This window comes from Pseudomonas sp. ABa2, from assembly GCF_056676075.1.
This window is the reverse complement of sequence record NZ_CM155239.1, coordinates 4,786,240-4,805,039: the sequence shown is the minus strand read 5'-3', so window position 1 is coordinate 4,805,039 and position 18,800 is coordinate 4,786,240. Positions and strand designations below refer to the sequence as shown.

The window sequence follows — 18,800 nt, the reverse complement described above, 5'->3', positions numbered from 1 at the left end:
TCAATGAGCCAAGCCGTCGCCGCCCAGAACAGCGCCGCCAACCTGACCGGTCTGCTGGTGCCCCTGGCCGACCGCACCCTGCTGCTGCCCAACGTGGCGGTGGCCGAGTTGATTCCCTATCGCGCGCCGCAGGTCAGCGAAGGCATGCCGGCCTGGTTCCTCGGCCAGATCGCCTGGCGCGACCTGCGCCTGCCGCTGCTGTCCTTCGAGGCCGCCAGCGGCGGTCAGGCGCAGATTGCCGGCGGCGCGCGGGTGGCGGTGCTCAACGCCCTGGGCGGCCGGCCCAAGGTCAAGTTCATCGCCCTGCTGGTGCAGGGCATCCCGCGCTCGCTGAAGGTCGCCAGCGACCTGGCGGCCGCCGATGTCGTGCTGGCGCCGCTTGAACTGGGCGCGGCGCGGGTCGGCGAGGACGTGGTGCGCATCCCCGATCTGATCGGCCTGGAGCAACTGCTGGAAGACGCCGGGCTGCTGTAGGTTGGGTTGAGGAGCGTGCGACGAAGCCCAACGGTGGATTGTGGGACGCCAGGGATTGCCGAGCGCAGCCTTTCGGGTTTCCTGTTGGGCTTCGCTGCGCTCAGCGCCAACCTACCTAGCCTGGGGCTGGTGTGCCATTGATCCGGGCTACAGATCCCCCCACAGCTGCTGCGCCACGGCCAGCGCCACCACGGGTGCGGTCTCGGTGCGCAGCACCCGTGGTCCGAGGCGTGCGGCGTGGAAGTCGGCCGCCTTGGCCTGGGCCACCTCCGCCTCGCCGAGGCCGCCTTCCGGACCGATCAGAAACGCCAGCGAGCGCGGTGGCGCATGGCCGGCCCAGGGCTCGGCCACCGGGTGCAGCACCAGCTTGAGTTCGGCTTCGACCGCGCCGAGCCAGGCGCCCAGCTCCTGCGGCGCATGAATCACCGGCAGCACCGAGCGGCCGCACTGCTCGCAAGCGCTGATCGCCACCTGGCGCCAGTGGGCCAGGCGCTTGTCGGCGCGTTCGTCCTTCAGGCGCACCTCGCAGCGCTCCGAGACGATCGGGGTGATCTCCGTCGCGCCCAGTTCGGTGGCCTTCTGGATCGCCCAGTCCATGCGTTCGCCGCGCGACAGACCCTGGCCCAGGTGGATGCGCAGCGGCGATTCGGCCAGGCCGTCGAACGCCTCGCGCAGCTCCACGCGCACCGCCTTCTTGCCCACCTCGATCAGTTCGCCCTGGTACTCGCGGCCGCTGCCGTCGAACAGCTGCACCGCGTCGCCCGCGGTATGCCGCAGCACGCGGGCGATATAGTGGGCCTGGGCCTCGGGCAGCTCGTGCTGGCCGAGGGACAGGGGGGCATCGATAAAGAAACGGGATAGGCGCATAGGGGCAGCTGCAGGCGACAAGTGGAAAGCTGCAAGCTTAAAGCACCGGTCCTTGCCCTCGCAGCTTTTAGTTGTGGCTCGTCGCGTGCAGCTTGCCGCCGCTATCAGCCCGGATCGCGATGCCCGGGATAGCGGTTGTCCACCGCCACGCTGACGGTTTCGCGGGTGGCGATATCGATGCCCTCGCTGGCCACCTCGGCGAGAAAGTCGATCTGTTCCGGGCTGATCACGTAGGGCGGCAGGAAGTACACCACGCTGCCCAGCGGGCGCAGCAGGGCGCCGCGACTCAGGGCGTGCTGGTACACCGCCAGGCCGCGGCGCTGCTGCCAGGGGTAGGCGGTCTTGCTCGCCTTGTCGGCGACCATCTCGATGGCCAGGGCCATGCCGGTCTGGCGCACCTCGGCGACGTGCGGATGATCCTTCAGGTGTTCGGTGGCGCTGGCCATGCGCGCGGCCAGGGCCTTGTTCTTCTCGATGACATCGTCATCGCGGAAGATGTCCAGGGTCGCCAGGGCCGCGGCACAGGCCAGCGGGTTGCCGGTGTAGGTGTGCGAGTGGAGGAAGGCGCGCAGGGTGGCGTAGTCGTCGTAGAAGGCGGCGTAGACCTCGTTGCTGGTGAGCACCGCGGCCATCGGCAGGTAGCCGCCGGTCAGCGCCTTGGACAGCACCAGGAAGTCCGGGGTGATGCCGGCCTGTTCGCAGGCGAACATCGTGCCGGTGCGGCCGAAGCCGACGGCGATCTCGTCGTGGATCAGGTGCACGCCGTAACGGTCGCAGGCCTCGCGCAGCAGCTTGACGTAGGCCGGGTGGTACATGCGCATGCCGCCGGCGCCCTGGATCAGCGGCTCGACTATCACCGCCGCGACTTCGTGGGCATGCTCGGCCAGGGTCTGCTCCATGGCGGCGAACATAGTCCGCGAATGTTCTTCCCAGCCCATGCCCTCCGGGCGCAGGTAGCAGTCCGGGCTGGGCACCTTGAGGGTGTCGAGCAGCAGCGCCTTGTAGGTGTCGGTGAACAGCGCCACGTCGCCCACCGACATCGCCGCCACCGTCTCGCCGTGGTAGCTGTTGGTCAGGGTGACGAAGCGTTTCTTGCCGGGCTGGCCGTTGTTGATCCAGTAGTGGTGGCTCATCTTCAGCGCCACCTCGATGCCCGAGGAGCCGTTGTCGGCGTAGAACACCTTGGCCAGGCCGGGCGGGGTGATCTGCACCAGGCGCTCGGACAGCTCGACCGCAGGCTGGTGGGTGAAACCGGCGAGCATCACGTGTTCGAGGCTGTCCAGCTGCTCGCGGATGCGCGCATTGATCCGCGGGTTGCGGTGGCCGAACACGTTGACCCACCAGGAGCTGACCGCGTCCAGGTAGCGTTTGCCGTCGAAATCCTCCAGCCAGACCCCGGAGCCAGAGCGGATCGGAATCAGCGGCAGGCGCTCGTGGTCCTTCATCTGGGTGCAGGGGTGCCACAGCACGTTAAGGTCGCGCTGCATCCACTGGTCGTTCAAGCTCATGGCGCATCTCCCAATCTTCAGCGGCACAGCCTACCAGAAGGCGCAGCCGTCGATCCGCCCCCAGCTGCCGCTTGGCGCCTGCCGACAACTTCAGGGTGGCGGTGTTGGACTAAGCTGGCTGGTCGGAAATCCACCGTGCAAATATCGTATTTCTCGATATTTCATAGCGAAATTTTTCGCTTTAAATCGATAGTTTTGTCGCTAGTCTTGCTCAACCTCTCGTCTACGGAAGCCTTCCCATGCAGTGGCGCAACACCCCCTCCCGTTACGGCCTGGTCAGCGTGCTGCTGCACTGGCTGGTGGCCCTGGCCGTCTTCGGCCTGTTCGGCCTGGGCCTGTGGATGATGGAGCTGGGTTACTACGACCCCTGGCGCCAGCGCGCCCCCGAGCTGCACAAGAGCATCGGCATCACGCTGTTCGCGCTGATGCTGCTGCGCATGCTGTGGCGTTGGCTGAGCCCGCCGCCGGCGGCCCTGGCCAGCCACGACCGGGCCACCCGCCTGGCCTCCAAGCTGGGTCACCGCCTGCTCTACCTCGGCCTGTTCGTGCTGATGCTTTCCGGCTACCTGATTTCCACCGCCGACGGTCGCGCCATCGAGGTGTTCGGCCTGTTCGCGGTGCCGGCGACGCTTACCGGCCTGCCGCAGCAGGAGGACGTCGCCGGCCTGGTGCACGAGTACCTGGCCTGGGGCCTGGTGCTATTCGCCGGGGTGCATGCCCTGGCCGCGCTGAAACACCATTTCATCGACCGCGACAGCACCTTGCTGCGCATGTTCGGCCGTTGATTCGTCGTTCCTTCCGGCGTGGGCCTCGAGCCGCGCCCTTCGCTCAACCTCAGCAGGAGATTCACCCATGTTGAAGAAAACCCTCGTCGCCCTGGCCCTGGGCAGCGCCCTGATCGGTGGCCAGGCCCTGGCCGCCGACTACGCCATCGACAAGAAAGGCCAGCACGCCTTCGTCAACTTCAAGATCAGCCACCTGGGCTACAGCTGGCTGTACGGCACCTTCAAGGATTTCGACGGCAAGTTCAGCTTCGACGCCGCCAATCCCGAGGCGAGCACCGTCAGCGTCACTCTCAACACCGCCAGCGTCGACACCAACCATGCCGAGCGCGACAAGCATATCCGCAGCGACGACTTCCTCAGTGTCGGCAAGCACCCGACCGCGACCTTCGAGTCCACCTCGGTGAAGTCCACCGGCGAAGGCACCGCCGACATCAGCGGCAACCTGACCCTCAACGGCGTGACCAAGCCGGTGGTGATCGCCGCCAAGTTCATCGGCGAAGGCTCCGACCCCTGGGGCGGCTACCGTGCCGGTTTCGAGGGCAGCACCACGCTGAAGCTGAAGGACTTCGATATCGCCATGGACCTCGGCCCGGCGTCCGAGACCGTCGAGCTGATCCTCTCCATCGAAGGTATCCGCCAGTAACCGCAGGGTGTAGCCCGGATGTAATCCGGGGCCTGCCATTCCCTGCCCCCGGCTTGCATCCGGGGTACGTTCTGGCAGAAACAAAAACGCCGCCCCATGGGGCGGCGTTTTCGTTGGCGGCCTTGGCCTACTCTTCGCGGTTGCGCGTCAGCAGGGCTGGCTTCTCGCCGCGCGGGCGGCTGCTGTTGGCCAGCTCGTCGAGTTGCTCCGGGGTCGGGAAGCGATCCAGGCGCGAGCCCTTGTGCACTATCACCGGTTGCTTCTCGCGCGGGTTGCGCACCAGGGCTTCCGAACGCGGCAGCTCGTCGCGATCGAGCGAGGTGATGCGGCCGTCGTGCGCCGGGCGACCACGGCCCGCACCATTGCGGCCCTGTGCCGCCTGACCGCCGCCCTGGCGACGGCCCTTGCCGGCGCCGCCGGCGCCATTGGCGTTGCTGCGCGGGCCCTTGTTGGCCGGACGCTGGCCCTGGGGCGCGCCGTTGCCGGGAGCGCCGCCGCCGGAGCGACGGCCGCGGCCCTGGGGTTTGTTCTGGATCGGGCTGACGTAGTCGACGCGGTTGCCGAAGTTGTCGATCTCGTCGTCGCGGAACTCGTCCGGCGCGCGGTCCGGAGGCAACGGCGGAATGGCCGGGGCGGCGGCCGCCTGGCTGCTGCCGCGCGGCGCCTGGCTGCGACGGTTCTGGCCCTGTTGCTGCGGCTTGCTCTTGTGCTCCTTGCCGCTGTCCTTGCCCTTGTCCTTGCGGCCGACGCCATGGCGCTCGCCCTTGGGCTTGTCGCCGCCCTGGGCGTTCTGCGCCTTGGGCTGCTTCTGCCCGCGCGGCTGGCGCGGTTCGCGGGTTTCCGGGCGCTCGGCCTCGACGGTGCTGGCATCGAAGCCCATCAGGTCGCCGTCGGGGATCTTCTGCTTGGTCATCCGCTCGATGCTCTTGAGCAGCTTCTCCTCGTCCGGCGCCACCAGCGAGATCGCCTCGCCGCTACGCCCGGCGCGGCCGGTGCGGCCGATGCGGTGCACGTAATCTTCCTCGACGTTGGGCAGCTCGAAGTTGACCACGTGCGGCAGTTGGTCGATATCCAGGCCGCGGGCGGCGATATCGGTGGCCACCAGGATGCGCACCTGGTTGGCCTTGAAGTCGGCCAGGGCCTTGGTGCGCGCGTTCTGGCTCTTGTTGCCGTGGATCGCGGCGGCCGGCAGGCCGTGCTTGTCGAGGTACTCGGCCAGGCGGTTGGCGCCGTGCTTGGTGCGGGTGAACACCAGCACCTGTTCCCAGGCGCCCTGGGTGATCAGGTGGGCGAGCAGGGCGCGCTTGTGGCTGGAGGGTAGATGGAACACGCGCTGTTCGATGCGCTCGACCGTGGTGTTCGGCGGCGTTACCTCGATGCGCTCGGGGTTGTGCAGCAGCTTGCCGGCCAGGTCGGTGATGTCCTTGGAGAAGGTCGCCGAGAACAGCAGGTTCTGGCGCTGCGCCGGCAGCTTGGCCAGCACCTTCTTCACATCGTGGATGAAACCCATGTCGAGCATGCGGTCGGCTTCGTCGAGCACGAGGATTTCGACATGAGACAGGTCGATGGCTTTCTGATTGGCCAGGTCGAGCAGGCGACCGGGGCAGGCCACCAGCACGTCGACACCCTTGGCCAGGGCCTGGACCTGCGGGTTCATGCCAACGCCGCCGAAGATGCAGGCGCTGACGAATTTCAAATCGCGGGCATAGACCTTGAAGCTGTCATGCACCTGGGCGGCCAGTTCGCGAGTGGGGGTCAGCACCAGCACGCGCGGCTGTTTCGGGCCGTGACGTTGTTCGCGATCCGGATGACCGCCCGGAAACAGGCGTTCGAGGATCGGCAGGGCGAAACCGCCCGTCTTACCTGTACCCGTCTGGGCCGCCACCATGAGATCGCGACCTTGCAACACGGCGGGAATGGCCCGCTGTTGCACCGGAGTGGGCTGGGTGTAGCCGGCGGACTCGACCGCACGGACTAGAGCCTCGGAGAGACCGAGGGAGGCAAAGGACATGAGCAATCCTGTACTAAGTGAGGGCGTGGCCCTGGGGGTGTAGAGCCTGGCTTGAATCACGCGTGGGAAGCATGATCCCGTCCGGTACTGCTGGCCTCTAGGGGACTAGCATCCGGGCGCAAGCCTGGCGGGAAGGCCCGAGTATAACAGAGCGAGCGGTTCGCGTAGTCACCAGCCTGTCGGTTGGTTCACGGCCTGGACGGTGTGGGGGTGGCGTAGCGTGCCTGCAGGCGGGCGTAGGCGGGCTCGCGCTTGAAGCGGCGCAGTTCGCTGGCGAACTCGGCGGCCAGACGCTGCAGCGCCGGGTCGCGGCGCAGGGCCAGGTACAGGCGGTCGTGGCCGATGGGCTTGCGGTGGTAGTCGACCTGCTCCTGCAGGCCCAGCTGGGCGGTCAGGTAGAGGCCGGCGCGGCGGTCATTAACCACCAGATCGACGCGCTGGCGCACCAGCTTGCCGAGGTTGGCCTCGTGGGTCGGTGCCTCTTCGCGGCTGAACAGCGGCGAGCTGCGAAAGGCCTCGTCGTTGTACCAGTAGCCTGGCGAGATGCCGATCACCAGGTCCTGCAGATCCTCCAGACGCCGGTAGGGGTAGGGGCGTTTGCGGGCGAAGAACAGCACCAGCTCGACCTCGCTCAGCGTCTCGTCGACGAACAGCATCTGCGCCTCGCGCTCGGGCAGATGGAAGATGTCGAGGATGCCGTCGGCCTGGCCCTGCTCCAGCGCCAGCAGGCAGCGCTTCCAGGGCATGAACTGCAGCTCCAGCTCGACGCCCAGGCGGCGCAGCACCTCGCGGCTGATCTCGTAGTCGAGGCCGGCGGGCTGGTCGTCGTCCTGGTAGACGTAGGGCGCCCAGGCCTCGGTGACCAGGCGCAGCGTCTCGCCGCGAGCCTCGAAGGCGAGGCCGCACAGCAGGAGAATGGCGAGAATCTGGCGCTGGAATAATGGCATTGCGCCATATTAACGATTTTGCCGGCGCCGCGAAAGCGCCGGCGGCGCGGGTCAGTCGACCACCCGGTAGCAGGGCTCATAGGCGCTGCCGCCCGGCAGCTTCATCCGGTGCTGCTCGACGAAGGCCTGCAGCAGGCGATCCAGCGGGCGCATGATGCTCGTCTCGCCACGGATCTCGTAGGGGCCGTGCTGCTCGATCAGGCGGATGCCGTTCTCCTTGACGTTGCCGGCGACTATGCCGGAGAAGGCGCGGCGCAGGTTGGCCGCCAGTTCGTGCAGCGGCTGCTGGCGGGTCAGCTTGAGTCCGGCCATGTTGGCGTGGGTCGGTTCGAACGGGCGCTGGAAGCTTTCGTCGATCTTCAGCAGCCAGTTGAAGTGGAAGGCGTCGTTGCGCTCGCGGCGGAACTGGCGCACCGCCTTGATCCCGGCGGCCATCTCGCGGGCCACCTCGGCGGGGTCGTTGAAGATCATCCGATAGCGCTGCTGGGCGGCTTCGCCGAGGGTCTCGCCGATGAACTCGTGCAGCTGCTGCAGATAGGTGGCGGCGGTCTTCGGCCCGGTGATGATCACCGGGAAGGGCAGGTCGCGGTTGTCCGGGTGGGTGAGGATGCCGAGCAGATAGAGAAGCTCTTCGGCGGTGCCGGCGCCGCCGGGGAAGATGATGATGCCGTGGCCGACGCGGACGAAGGCCTCCAGGCGCTTCTCGATGTCCGGCAGGATCACCAGTTCGTTGACGATGGGGTTGGGTGCCTCGGCGGCGATGATCCCCGGCTCGGTCAGGCCCAGATAGCGCCCGCCCAGGTTGCGCTGCTTGGCGTGGCTGATGGTGGCGCCCTTCATCGGCCCCTTCATCACCCCCGGGCCGCAGCCGGTGCAGATGTCCAGGCCGCGCAGGCCCAGCTCGTGGCCGACCTTCTTGGTGTACTTGTACTCGTCGGTGCTGATCGAGTGGCCGCCCCAGCACACCACCATCTTCGGCTCGACGCCGCTGCGCAGGGTGCGTGCGTTGCGCAGCAGGTGGAAGACGTAGTCGGTGATGCCTTCGGAGCTGTCCAGGTCGATGCGCTTGTTCTCCAGCTCGCTCTGCGTGTAGACGATGTCGCGCAGGGCGCTGAACAGCATCTCGCGGGTGCTGGCGATCATCTCGCCGTCGACGAAGGCGTCCGCCGGGGCGTTGACCAGTTCCAGGCGGATGCCGCGATCCTGCTGGTGGATATGCACCTCGAAGTCCGGGTAGGCCTCGAGGATGGTCTTGGCGTTGTCGCTGTGCGAGCCGGTGTTGAGGATCGCCAGCGCGCACTGGCGGAACAGGCGGTAGACACTGCCGGAGCCGGTCTCGCGCAGCTGCTGCACTTCGCGCTGCGACAGGGTTTCCAGGCTGCCCTTGGGGCTGACGGAGGCGTTGATTCTCGGGCGTTTCTGCATGGCGGGGCGGTCCTTCGGAAAGCGGGGTGTGGCGCGCAAAGAGCGTCGTGGAGGCGCCGGCGAACGGCGTATCGCCGGCAAGCCGGCGCCCAGCAACGGCGCCGGCTCGGGCGGCGGGCCTCAGCGTGGCAGCTTGAGGTTGTTCCAGATCGCCAGGCTGGGGTCGGCCTGGTTCAGGGTGTAGAAGTGCAGCCCCGGTGCGCCGCCTTGCAGCAGGCGTTCGCACATCTCGCTGATCACCTGTTCGCCGAAGGCCTGGATGCTCTCGATGTCGTCGCCGTAGGCTTCCAGCTGCTTGCGCACCCAGCGTGGGATCTCCGCGCCGCAGGCGTCGGAGAAGCGCGCCAGCTTGCTGTAGTTGGTGATCGGCATGATGCCCGGCACCACCGGGATATCCACGCCCAGTTTCTGCACGCGCTCGACGAAGTAGAAGTAGCTGTCGGCGTTGAAGAAGTACTGGGTGATCGCGCTGTCGGCGCCGGCCTTGGCCTTGCGCACGAAGTTGGCGATATCGTCCTCGAAATTGCGCGCCTGCGGGTGCATCTCCGGGTAGGCGGCGATCTCGATATGGAAGTGCTCGCCGGTTTCCTCGCGGATGAAGCCGACCAGCTCGTTGGCGTAGCGCAGCTCGCCGCTGGCCATGCCCATGCCCGACGGCAGATCGCCGCGCAGGGCGACGATGCGCTTGATCCCGGCGGTCTTGTACAGGGTCAGCAGCTCGCGCAGCTCGGCCTTGCTGTCGCCGACGCAGGACAGGTGCGGCGCGGTGGGCACCTTCACCTCGCCGTCGAGCTGCAGCACGGTGTTCAGCGTGCGGTCGCGGGTGGAGCCGCCGGCGCCGTAGGTGCAGGAGAAGAAGTCGGGGTTGTAGCTGGCCAGCTGGCGCGCCACGTTCATCAGTTTTTCGTGCCCGGCTTCGGTCTTGGTGGGGAAGAACTCGAAGCTGTAGCGGCGTTCTTGGCTCATACGGAGTTTCCACGTGTGTAGGGCGGACAGGCGCAGCTTGTCCACCGTCATGCTCGAGCAGGTGGGCAGGCCGCTCGCCGGCCTGCCCACCCTACGCCTGGTGCTGCTTAGTAGCGGTAGGCGTCCGGCTTGAACGGGCCTTCCACGGTGACGCCGATGTACTCGGCCTGCTGCGGGGTCAGGCGGGTGACCACGCCGCCGAAGCCCTTGACCATCTCCAGCGCCACTTCTTCGTCGAGCTTCTTCGGCAGCACTTCCACGGTCAGGCGCTCGGCTTTCTTCTCCGGGGAGAGGTCGGCGAACTTCTGCTCGAACAGGAAGATCTGCGCCAGCACTTGGTTGGCGAAGGAGCCGTCCATGATCCGGCTCGGGTGGCCGGTGGCATTGCCCAGGTTCACCAGGCGGCCTTCGGCCAGCAGAATCAGGTAGTCGTCGTTGGCCGGATCGAAAGTGCCGGCGCCGGTGCGGTGGATCTTGTGCACCTGCGGTTTGACCTCTTCCCACGCCCAGTGCTTGCGCATGAAGGCGGTGTCGATCTCGTTGTCGAAGTGGCCGATGTTGCACACCACGGCGCGCTTCTTCAGCGCCTTGAGCATGCCCGCGTCGCACACGTTGACGTTGCCGGTGGTGGTGACGATCAGGTCGATCTTGCCCAGCAGCGCGGCGTCGACGCTGGCCTCGGTGCCGTCGTTGAGGCCGTTCTTGTACGGCGAGACCAGCTCGAAGCCGTCCATGCAGGCCTGCATGGCGCAGATCGGATCGATCTCGGAGACCTTGACGATCATGCCTTCCTGACGCAGCGACTGCGCCGAGCCCTTGCCCACGTCGCCGTAGCCGATCACCAGCGCCTGCTTGCCGGACAGCAGATGGTCGGTGCCGCGCTTGATGGCGTCGTTGAGGCTGTGGCGGCAGCCGTACTTGTTGTCGTTCTTGCTCTTGGTCACCGCGTCGTTGACGTTGATCGCCGGGACTTTCAGGGTGCCGGCCTTGAGCATGTCGAGCAGGCGGTGCACGCCGGTGGTGGTTTCCTCGGTGACGCCGTGGATGCGCTCGAGCATCTGCGGGTATTTCTTGTGCAGGATTTCGGTCAGGTCGCCGCCGTCGTCCAGCACCATGTTGGCGTCCCACGGCTTGCCGTCCTTGAGGATGGTCTGCTCGATGCACCACTCGTACTCCTGCTCGGTCTCGCCCTTCCAGGCGAACACCGGGATGCCGGCGGCGGCGATGGCGGCAGCGGCCTGGTCCTGGGTGGAGAAGATGTTGCAGCTTGACCAGCGCACCTCGGCACCCAACGCGATCAGGGTCTCGATCAGCACGCCGGTCTGGATGGTCATGTGGATGCAGCCGATGATCTTCGCGCCCTTGAGCGGCTGGCTGGCGGCGTACTTGCGGCGCAGGCCCATCAGCGCCGGCATCTCGGATTCGGCGATGATCAGCTCTTTGCGGCCCCAGTCGGCCAGGGAAATGTCGGCGACCTTGTAGTCGGTAAAACCGGCAGGCGTCAGTACAGCGCTCATGATGAGTTCTCCATTCGTTGTCTGCGAATGGGCGCCGTTGATGCGTATGGTTAACGCCCCATCCGAGCCTGACAAAGTCCGCACCTGGCGGATTTGCTGCAGCGCCCCTCGGACGGGTGGCGGGAGCGGCCGGAGCGGTGCCGGCTGCGTGAAGCTGGCGGATTATAGCCGCGTGCGGCGTGCAGCCCAAGGCTTTCCGTCGGTCTTTGCGCGGCGCCGCTGGCCACTGCCGCCGGCGCATTGGCCGGATCGCCGTCGACCTGTCCCGGCCGGGTCATGGACGCCCGGCCCGCGGGCGGTCCAAGCTGCGCACTCCCTCAGCGAACTGCGGAGCCTGCATGACCCTCGCCTACTGGTGCGTCCTGATCGCCATCGTCCTGCCCTACCTGGCCACCGCCAGCGCCAAGTTCCTCGGCGCCGGCTACGGGCCGCGCGCCAACAGCGACCCGCGCGCCTTCCTCGCCGCTCTGCAGGGCTGGCGCAAGCGCGCCCACAACGCCCAGCTCAACGGCTTCGAGGTGACCCCGGCGTTCGCCGCGGCGGTGATCATCGCCCACCAGGCCGGCGGTGCCGCGCAGGGGCTGCTGGATCAACTGGCGATCGCCTTCGTGGTCAGCCGGGTGCTGTATTTGCTCTGCTACCTGGCCGACTGGGGACCGATCCGTACGCTGGTGTGGCTCGCCGGCATGGGCCTGATCGTCGCCCTGTTCGTGGTCTCGGCCTGAGCCGAAACGGCGCGTGACCGCTCGGTCGGCGCGCCGTTCTGGTGCATTTTGCCGCGATAAACAGGGCGCCAGGCTGCTGGCGGCTGGCCACTTTCTTGCTTGCTCCCGATTATTTGGCGGGGGTTCCCGCCGTCTGCCAGGGAGCCTCTCATGTCCGCCACCGCCTTGTTCGACCGCCTGCTCTGCGCCATCGGCCTGCGCACGCTGAATCAGCAGTTCCTGTTTTCCTACGCGCTGATGTTCCTCCTGGCGGTGATCGCCTCGGTGGCGCTGTACCTGAGCATGTCGGTGTCGCCGGAGACCATCAACGTCGCCGGTGCGCAGCGCATGCTCAGCCAGAAGATGACCAAGGAGGCGCTGCTGCTGCGCGAAGGCGTGCTGCCGGCGACCGCCTTGGAAGCGACCATGGCGCAGTTCGACGGCGCTCACCGCGACCTGCTGGCCGGCAACCCGGCGCGCAATATCAGCGCCATCGCCGAGCCCAACGTGCAGGCGCAGATGAACAAGGTCGGCGCTCTCTGGCAGGGCTTTCGCGGCCAGCTGCAGCGCCTGGTCGGCGGCGACACGGCGGTCGACCTCGCGGCCCTGGAGCAGCAGTCGGTGCAGCTGCTGCGCGAGATGAACCAGGCCGTCGGGCTGATGGCGGCGCACGCCGAGGGTAGCCAGCGGCGGCAGATGTGGCTGGCCTTCGGCTGCGTGCTGGGCATCCTCGCCCTGGTGGTGCTCGGCCGCCAGTTCGGCCTGCGCCCGCTGATGCACAACCTCAATGCGGTGGAAGGCGCGCTGACCCGGGTCGGCTCCGGCGACTTCACCCGCGGCCTGGACGGGCGCCAGGGTGACAACGAGATCGGCCGCATCTTCGCCGGCTACAACCGCATGCAGGAGCAGGTGCGCGGCCTGCTGGCGGAGGTCAAGCGCAGCGGCGAGCGCACCGGCGAACACGTCGGCAGCGTGGTCGGCGCGGCGCAGGCGGCCGGCGACGGCGTGCGCCGCCAGTACGAGGACCTCGACCAGGTGGCCACGGCGATGAACGAGATGAGCGCCACCGTGGCGGAGGTGGCCCGGCATGCCGCGCACGCCGCCGAATCGGCACGCAGCGCCGACGACTGCGCGCAGAGCGGCCAGCAGGTGGTGCAGCGCAGCGCCGCGCAGATCGCCGAGCTGAGCGCCCAGCTGCAACGCAGCGGCGCCCAGGTGCAGTGCCTGGAGGCGGAAACCACCGGGGTGGGCAAGGTGCTCGAGGTGATCAGGTCGATCGCCGAACAGACCAACCTGCTGGCGCTCAACGCCGCCATCGAGGCGGCGCGCGCCGGCGAGGCCGGGCGCGGTTTCGCCGTGGTCGCCGACGAGGTGCGCACCCTGGCCAGTCGCACCCAGCAGTCCACCGGCGAGATCCAGGCGATGATCCAGCGCCTGCAGAGCGGCGCCCGCGATGCGGTGACGGCGATGCAGCAGAGCGCGCAGCTGGCCGAGGACAACCTCAGCCATATCCGCCAGGCCAGCGAGGTACTCGACGCCATAGTCGGTGCGGTGGACGGCATCAACGCGCTGAACGCGCAGATCGCCACCGCCGCCGAGCAACAGAGCCAGGTGGCGCAGGAGATCGACCAGCGCGTGACCCATATCTCCAGCCTGGCCGAACGCAGCCAGGGCGAGACCGCAAGCGTGGTGCAGGTCAGCGCGCAGATTCACGGCGAGGTGCGCCAGCTCAACCAGCAGCTGGATCGTTTCCGTACCTGAGTAGCTGGTGCGCACGGCGCCGCCTGCCGACGTCGGACGTCGGACGGCGGGCGGCGGGCGGCGCGACAACTGCGGTAAAACACCGCGCTTGGCCTGATCGGGTCGAGTGGCGATACTGGCCGCCCGTTTTTTTCCGGAAGGCGTCGCGATGAAGTTCAAAGCCCTGCTGCTGGCCTGCGCCTGCCTGACCCTGGTCGCCTGCGGCGGCGTCGATCCCGATTCGCCGCTGGGCCAGCGCCAGGCGCTGTTCAAGCAGATGCTCAAGGTCAGCGAGGACCTTGGCGGCATGCTGCGCGGGCGCATTGCCTACGACGAGGCCGGCTTTATCGCCGGCGCCGCCGAGCTGGAGCGTCTGTCGCGCCAGCCCTGGCAGCACTTTCCGCAGATCCGCGACGACGAGCGCAGCAAGGCCACCGACGAGGTCTGGCAGCGGCAGGCGCAGTTCCAGCAGCTGGCGCGCGAGCTGGAGCAGGCCACCGCCGCTCTGGTGCAGGCCACCGCTGCGCCGCCGCTGCGCCGCGCCGCGTTGGAGCCGGCGGTGCAGCAGGTCGAGGACAGTTGCGAGGCCTGTCACCAGGCGTTTCGCGCCTACTGATCAGCGCGCGAGTTCGGCCTCGGCCTGTTCCAGTTCGGCGCGCGCCTCGGCCAGCTTGGCCTGGCGCTTGGCGATCTTGTCCGGATCGCCCTTGCTCAGCGCATCGCGCAGGTCCATCTCGCGCTGCTCGATCTCCTGCCGCGCCTCGTCGATCTCGGCCTGGCGCTCGGCCTGCAGGGCGCCGTCGTGGCAATGCGCTTCGACCTGCGCCAGGGCCTGTTGCAGGCCGGCCACCTGGTCAGGGTTGTGGTGCTGACGGGCGATCTCGATCTTCTCCTGCAGGGTTTGGCGCTTGGCCGCGCAGCCGCTGACGCCGCTGTCGGCGAAGCTGAAGGCGGTGCTGGCGACCAGCAGGGCGAGCAGGCTGAGCTGACGAATCATGGGCTTGTCCTTATGGCTGGGGTTTGGAGGAAGACCGCGTCGCGGCGCCGGGGTTCGCTGCGGCCGAGCCAGGAAGGCGCTGACCATGATCTGGGTCAAGGTTGCGCGCGTTATTGCGCGGCGGCCTGCAGGCGCGGTTGAAAGGCGGCAATGCCGGCCTGCTGCAACTGCGCGCCGAGGCGCCGCACCTCCGGGTGCTGGAAGAACGCCAGCAGCCGCTCGGCGCCCTGCGCGCCGACGCCGCGCTGGCGTTGCCAGTCGGCGCGGCCACGGGCGAGCAGGCTGGGCCAGTCCGGCGTCGGCTCGGCGGCGAAACCGGGTGGGGCGCCGAGGGCGCGCAGCCATTGCTCGAGCGGGCGCTGGTGGGCCAGGGCGAAGGCCTGCTGCAACTGCGCCGCGCGGCGCGCACCAATGCCGGGCAGAGCCTGCAGCTGGGCGGCGTCCAGTTCCAGCCAGTCGAGCAGACCGTCCAGCTGGGCGTTCGCCACCAGGCTGTGCCAGGTGCCCGGGCCGACGCCGGGCAGGGCCAGGCCCCCTTTGCCGCCGAGCCAGCCCAGGCGCGCCTGGAACTGCTGGCGGCAGTTCGCGCTGAGGCGCCAGCAGCTCAGCGCGTGGTAGTCGGCCGGATTGGGGGCCTGCACCGGGGCGCGCTGCGGGCTTCGCCAGATCACCCCGTCCAGGCGCGGGATGGTCAGCCCGGCCAGGCGGATGGCCACCTGGTCGCCGGGCCGCACGTCCAGCGTGCGCCAGCCCTGCAGCGAACCCAGGGCGACGCGGCTGATGCGCCGCTCGTCGAGGTCGACCGGCTGCAGGCGCAGGATCGGGGTGATGCGCCCGCTGCGGCCGATGCTGAAGTCCACCGCCTGCACCACCGCCAGCGCCTGGCTCGGCGGGTATTTCCAGGCCACCGCCCAGTGCGGCGCCTCGGCCTGCCAGCGCCGGCCGGGCGGCCGCGCGCCCTGGCGCAGCACCACGCCGTCGCTGGCGAAGGGCAGGGCCTGGCGATACCAGTGCTGGCGCCAATGGCGGGCTTGCTCCGGCGTGTGCAGCGGCTGGGTGTAATCCGCGCTGTCGACGAAACCCAGCGCCTGCAGGCCCTCCAGGCGTGCGCGCATATCCGCCGGGCCGTCCGGCCAGTCCCAGACGAACAGGCCGACAGCGGCCGCCTCGCGCTCGTCCAGGGTCTGCCGCGCCATCAGTCCGGCCACCTTGCCGCGTGCCCCGGCGCCGCCGGCGAGCGCCTGCACATGGCCGTCCAGGCGCCAGTACAGCTCGCCCTGCAGCACCGCATCGAGCGGCTCGCGCAGGCGCCTGGGAATGGCCGGCAACTGCCGCGCCCGCGCCGTCCAGTCCTGGCCCTGGCGGCCGTCGCCGCGGCTGATCGCCTGCTGCAGCGTGCCGCCGCGGTAGACCAGGGTGACCGCCACACCGTCGACCTTGGGTTGAATCCACAGCTCCTCGCGGCTGGCGATCCACTCGGCCACGGCCGCATCGCCGAGCTTGCGCAGACCGGTCTGTGGTATCGGATGGTCGAGCCGGGTGGCGGCGCCGGCCAGCGGCTCGGCCAGCGCCGGGGCGGCGTCGGGGAAGCAGGCGCGCCAGTGCTGCAGACGCTCGCGCGCCTGGTCGTAGAGCTCGTCGGCGACCAATGAGCGGCCCTGGTTGTGGTAAGCGTCGTCCCAGCGGGCGATCTGCTCGGCGAGGGCATCGAGTTCGGCGCTGGCGCGCCCGGCGGGCCAGTGCGGGCAGGGCTCGGCCTGGGCGGCCAGGGGCAAGAGGAGCAGGGCGATCCAGGCCTTCATGGCAAGCGTCCGTGCTTGGGGGGAAGGCTTGAGCCTAGTCGAGCGCATGCCGGTGCGCGAATGACGCCGCTGCTGCGGCGCGTAGCTCGGGTGCAGCCAGCGTTTCCCGGGTGGCATCCGGGCTACGAGCGGCCAACAAAAAGCCCCGCACGATGGCGGGGCTTCGGCTGTTGCGCTGGGGGCTTACAGGCCGGCGGCGGCGCGCAGGTCGGCGGCCTTGTCGGTGCGTTCCCAGGTGAAGGTGGTGAAGCTGTCGTCGCCCACCGTCTTCTGCTGCGGGGTGCGGCCGAAGTGGCCGTAGGCGGCAGTGTCCTGGTACATCGGGTGGAGCAGGTCGAGCATGCGGGTGATGGCGTAGGGCCGCAGGTCGAACACTTCGCGCACCAGCTGGATGATCTTGTCTTCGGCGATCTTGTGGGTGCCGAAGGTATTGACCGAAATCGAGGTCGGCTGGGCCACGCCGATGGCGTAGGACACCTGGATCTCGCAGCGCTCGGCCAGGCCGGCGGCGACGATGTTCTTGGCCACGTAGCGGCCGGCGTAGGCGGCGCTGCGGTCGACCTTGGACGGGTCCTTGCCGGAGAAGGCGCCGCCGCCGTGACGGGCCATGCCGCCGTAGCTGTCGACGATGATCTTGCGCCCGGTCAGGCCGCAGTCGCCCACCGGGCCGCCGATGACGAACTTGCCGGTCGGGTTGATGTGGTACTGGGTGTCTTTATGCAGCAGTTCGGCCGGCAGGCTGTGCTTGACGATCAGCTCCATCACTGCTTCCTGCAGGTCGCTCTGGCTGATTTCCGGGTTGTGCTGGGTGGACAGCACCACGGCGTCGATGCCGACCACCTTGCCGTTCTCGTAGCGGCAGGTGACCTGGGATTTCGCATCCGGGCGCAGCCAGGGCAGCAGGCCGGACTTGCGCGCCTCGGCCTGGCGCTCGACCAGGGCGTGGGACAGGCGGATCGGCGCCGGCATCAGCACGTCGGTCTCGTTGCTGGCGTAGCCGAACATCAGGCCCTGATCGCCGGCGCCCTGGTCTTCCGGCTTGGCGCGGTCGACACCCTGGTTGATGTCCGGGGACTGCTTGCCGATGATGTTGAGCACGCCGCAGGTGGCGCCGTCGAAGCCGACGTCGCTGCTGGTGTAGCCGATGTCGCAGATCACGTCGCGGACGATCTGCTCCAGGTCGACCCAGGCGCTGGTGGTGACTTCGCCGGCGACGATGGCCACGCCGGTCTTGACCAGGGTTTCCACGGCCACGCGGGCGTGCTTGTCCTGGGCGATGATGGCGTCGAGCACGGCATCGGAAATCTGGTCGGCGATCTTGTCCGGATGCCCCTCGGACACGGACTCGGAGGTAAACAGGGAATATTCGCTCATCTATCGGTTCCTTTCTTGCCGGAGGCTGAGGGCGCTGCGCGCATCGGGTTTGGCGAAGTGCCGTAACTGAATTTGAAAGCCGTTCTTCAGGCCAATGTAGAGGCTCTCGCCGGCAACCAGGCCGGCGGCGCTGGCCCAGCGGGCCAGGTCGTCCTGTTCGAAGCCGAGCCAGAGGTCGCCGCAGGCTTCCCTGGCCCAGCTCTGGTCGTGGCTGCACAGCTCGCTGAGCAGCAGGCTGCCGCCGGGCGCGACCAGCCGCGCCAGCTGACGGAAGGCCTCGGCCGGGGTGGCGAAGTGGTGCAGCACCATGTTCAGCACCACGCAATCGGCGGCCGCTTGTTCGTCCTGCAGGGCGTCGGCCAGGCGCAGCTCGACGTTGTCCAGGCCTTCGCCGACGCAGCGCTGGCGCGCCAGCTCGAGCATCGCCGGGCTGTTGTCCAGCGCCGTGACACGGGCGAAGCGGCGGGCCAGCTCGGGCAGGAAGGCGCCGTCGCCGGGGCCGATTTCCAGCGCGCTGGCGGTCGGCGCGAAGTGCAGCGCATCGAGCAGCGCCAGCAGGCTGTCGCGGTACTGCGCAAGGCTCGCGATCAGGTCCTGCTGGGCCTGGAAGCTCGCCGCCATGCGCGCGAAGAAGTCGCGGCTGGCGGTGGCACGCTGCTGGTGCACGGTGGCGATGCGTGCCTGCACTTCGCCTGGCAGCGGCAGCGCGTCGATGTCTTCCAGCAGCGCCGCATGCAGGCGGCCGCCGGGCAGGGCGCGGCGGTAGAAGATGGCGTTGCCTTCGCGGCGCGTGGCCACCAGGCCGGCCTGGGCCAGCACCTTGAGGTGGTGGCTCATGCCCGACTGGCCGATGGCGAAGATCTGCGCCAGCTCCAGCACGCCGAACGAGTCGTTGCTCAGCGCGCGCAGCACGTTCAGGCGCAGCGCATCGCCGCCGGCCTTGCACAGGGCGGCGAGCTCGTCGCAGGGGTCGAAGTCCAGCTGGGAGGCACGCAGGGTCATGGTGGCGCAGTCTAGTCGGTCATTTTTCATCCAGCAAC

At 68.4% G+C, this 18,800-nt stretch carries 17 protein-coding genes and 1 riboswitch; of the genes, 6 read left to right on the top strand and 11 right to left on the bottom strand.

The genetic code is table 11. The features are described 5' to 3' along the window. The first annotated feature begins 3 nt into the window (after positions 1-3). On the top strand, positions 4-474 hold the full coding sequence (locus AC1G9C_RS23190; RefSeq protein WP_457788652.1) for a chemotaxis protein CheW: 471 nt from the start codon (positions 4-6) through the stop codon (positions 472-474). Between the two features lie 147 nt (positions 475-621). On the opposite strand, the gene AC1G9C_RS23185 is transcribed toward AC1G9C_RS23190, so the two are convergent. Together AC1G9C_RS23185 and AC1G9C_RS23180 are read right to left on the bottom strand one after the other, a co-directional pair. After that, positions 622-1,341 (bottom strand): 16S rRNA (uracil(1498)-N(3))-methyltransferase, encoded by a 720-nt coding sequence (locus tag AC1G9C_RS23185; RefSeq protein ID WP_480408916.1) that lies wholly within the window; start codon positions 1,339-1,341, stop codon positions 622-624. Between the two features lie 104 nt (positions 1,342-1,445). Further along, the gene (locus AC1G9C_RS23180) at positions 1,446-2,849 is read right to left on the bottom strand and encodes an adenosylmethionine--8-amino-7-oxononanoate transaminase (protein WP_480408915.1); all 1,404 of its coding nucleotides are present in this window, start codon (positions 2,847-2,849) and stop codon (positions 1,446-1,448) included. Between the two features lie 239 nt (positions 2,850-3,088). On the opposite strand from AC1G9C_RS23180, the gene AC1G9C_RS23175 reads away from it, so the two are divergent. Both AC1G9C_RS23175 and AC1G9C_RS23170 read left to right on the top strand, forming a co-directional pair. Continuing rightward, positions 3,089-3,634 (top strand): cytochrome b, encoded by a 546-nt coding sequence (locus AC1G9C_RS23175; protein ID WP_480408914.1) that lies wholly within the window; start codon positions 3,089-3,091, stop codon positions 3,632-3,634. A gap of 67 nt (positions 3,635-3,701) precedes the next feature. Beyond that, positions 3,702-4,277, top strand: coding sequence for a YceI family protein (locus AC1G9C_RS23170; protein ID WP_021443239.1), 576 nt, complete (start codon positions 3,702-3,704; stop codon positions 4,275-4,277). A gap of 127 nt (positions 4,278-4,404) precedes the next feature. Here the strand turns inward: AC1G9C_RS23170 and rhlE2 are convergent, their stop codons facing one another. The 5 genes from rhlE2 to ahcY form a co-directional block, all read right to left on the bottom strand. After that, positions 4,405-6,288 carry an RNA helicase RhlE2 gene (gene rhlE2 / locus AC1G9C_RS23165; RefSeq protein ID WP_480408913.1) on the bottom strand — a complete coding sequence of 628 codons (1,884 nt, stop codon included), beginning with the start codon at positions 6,286-6,288 and terminating at the stop codon, positions 4,405-4,407. Positions 6,289-6,476: 188 nt separating this feature from the next. Next, positions 6,477-7,235 carry a substrate-binding periplasmic protein gene (locus AC1G9C_RS23160; RefSeq protein ID WP_480408912.1) on the bottom strand — a complete coding sequence of 253 codons (759 nt, stop codon included), beginning with the start codon at positions 7,233-7,235 and terminating at the stop codon, positions 6,477-6,479. Between the two features lie 51 nt (positions 7,236-7,286). Then, on the bottom strand, positions 7,287-8,660 hold the full coding sequence (gene ppnN, locus AC1G9C_RS23155; RefSeq protein ID WP_021444395.1) for a nucleotide 5'-monophosphate nucleosidase PpnN: 1,374 nt from the start codon (positions 8,658-8,660) through the stop codon (positions 7,287-7,289). 120 nt (positions 8,661-8,780) lie between these two features. Beyond that, the gene (metF, locus tag AC1G9C_RS23150; protein WP_457788659.1) at positions 8,781-9,626 is read right to left on the bottom strand and encodes a methylenetetrahydrofolate reductase [NAD(P)H]; all 846 of its coding nucleotides are present in this window, start codon (positions 9,624-9,626) and stop codon (positions 8,781-8,783) included. A gap of 107 nt (positions 9,627-9,733) precedes the next feature. After that, entirely contained in the window at positions 9,734-11,143 is a 1,410-nt protein-coding gene (gene ahcY, locus AC1G9C_RS23145) for an adenosylhomocysteinase (RefSeq protein WP_480408911.1), read from the bottom strand. Between the two features lie 22 nt (positions 11,144-11,165). Then, positions 11,166-11,259, bottom strand: a riboswitch (S-adenosyl-L-homocysteine riboswitch). 222 nt (positions 11,260-11,481) lie between these two features. Between ahcY and AC1G9C_RS23140 the strand changes: the two genes are divergently transcribed. The 3 genes from AC1G9C_RS23140 (at position 11,482) to AC1G9C_RS23130 (ending at position 14,203) form a co-directional block, all read left to right on the top strand. Then, on the top strand, positions 11,482-11,868 hold the full coding sequence (locus AC1G9C_RS23140) for an MAPEG family protein (RefSeq protein ID WP_480408910.1): 387 nt from the start codon (positions 11,482-11,484) through the stop codon (positions 11,866-11,868). A gap of 150 nt (positions 11,869-12,018) precedes the next feature. Then, positions 12,019-13,608, top strand: a complete 1,590-nt coding sequence (locus AC1G9C_RS23135) for a methyl-accepting chemotaxis protein (protein ID WP_480408909.1) — start codon at positions 12,019-12,021, stop codon at positions 13,606-13,608. Between the two features lie 148 nt (positions 13,609-13,756). Next, entirely contained in the window at positions 13,757-14,203 is a 447-nt protein-coding gene (locus tag AC1G9C_RS23130; protein WP_480408908.1) for a c-type cytochrome, read from the top strand. Here AC1G9C_RS23130 and AC1G9C_RS23125 read toward each other — a convergent pair whose 3' ends face one another. The 4 genes from AC1G9C_RS23125 to AC1G9C_RS23110 form a co-directional block, all read right to left on the bottom strand. Next, positions 14,204-14,584, bottom strand: a complete 381-nt coding sequence (locus AC1G9C_RS23125) for a DUF1090 domain-containing protein (protein WP_021445999.1) — start codon at positions 14,582-14,584, stop codon at positions 14,204-14,206. 110 nt (positions 14,585-14,694) lie between these two features. Continuing rightward, the gene (gene ligB / locus AC1G9C_RS23120; protein ID WP_480408907.1) at positions 14,695-16,386 is read right to left on the bottom strand and encodes an NAD-dependent DNA ligase LigB; all 1,692 of its coding nucleotides are present in this window, start codon (positions 16,384-16,386) and stop codon (positions 14,695-14,697) included. A gap of 183 nt (positions 16,387-16,569) precedes the next feature. Further along, positions 16,570-17,760 (bottom strand): methionine adenosyltransferase, encoded by a 1,191-nt coding sequence (metK, locus tag AC1G9C_RS23115; RefSeq protein WP_021444172.1) that lies wholly within the window; start codon positions 17,758-17,760, stop codon positions 16,570-16,572. Continuing rightward, complete coding sequence (locus tag AC1G9C_RS23110; RefSeq protein ID WP_480408906.1) at positions 17,761-18,762, bottom strand: ArsR/SmtB family transcription factor; 1,002 nt, start codon at positions 18,760-18,762, stop codon at positions 17,761-17,763. It abuts the gene before it with no gap. Between the last annotated feature and the right edge of the window lie 38 nt (positions 18,763-18,800).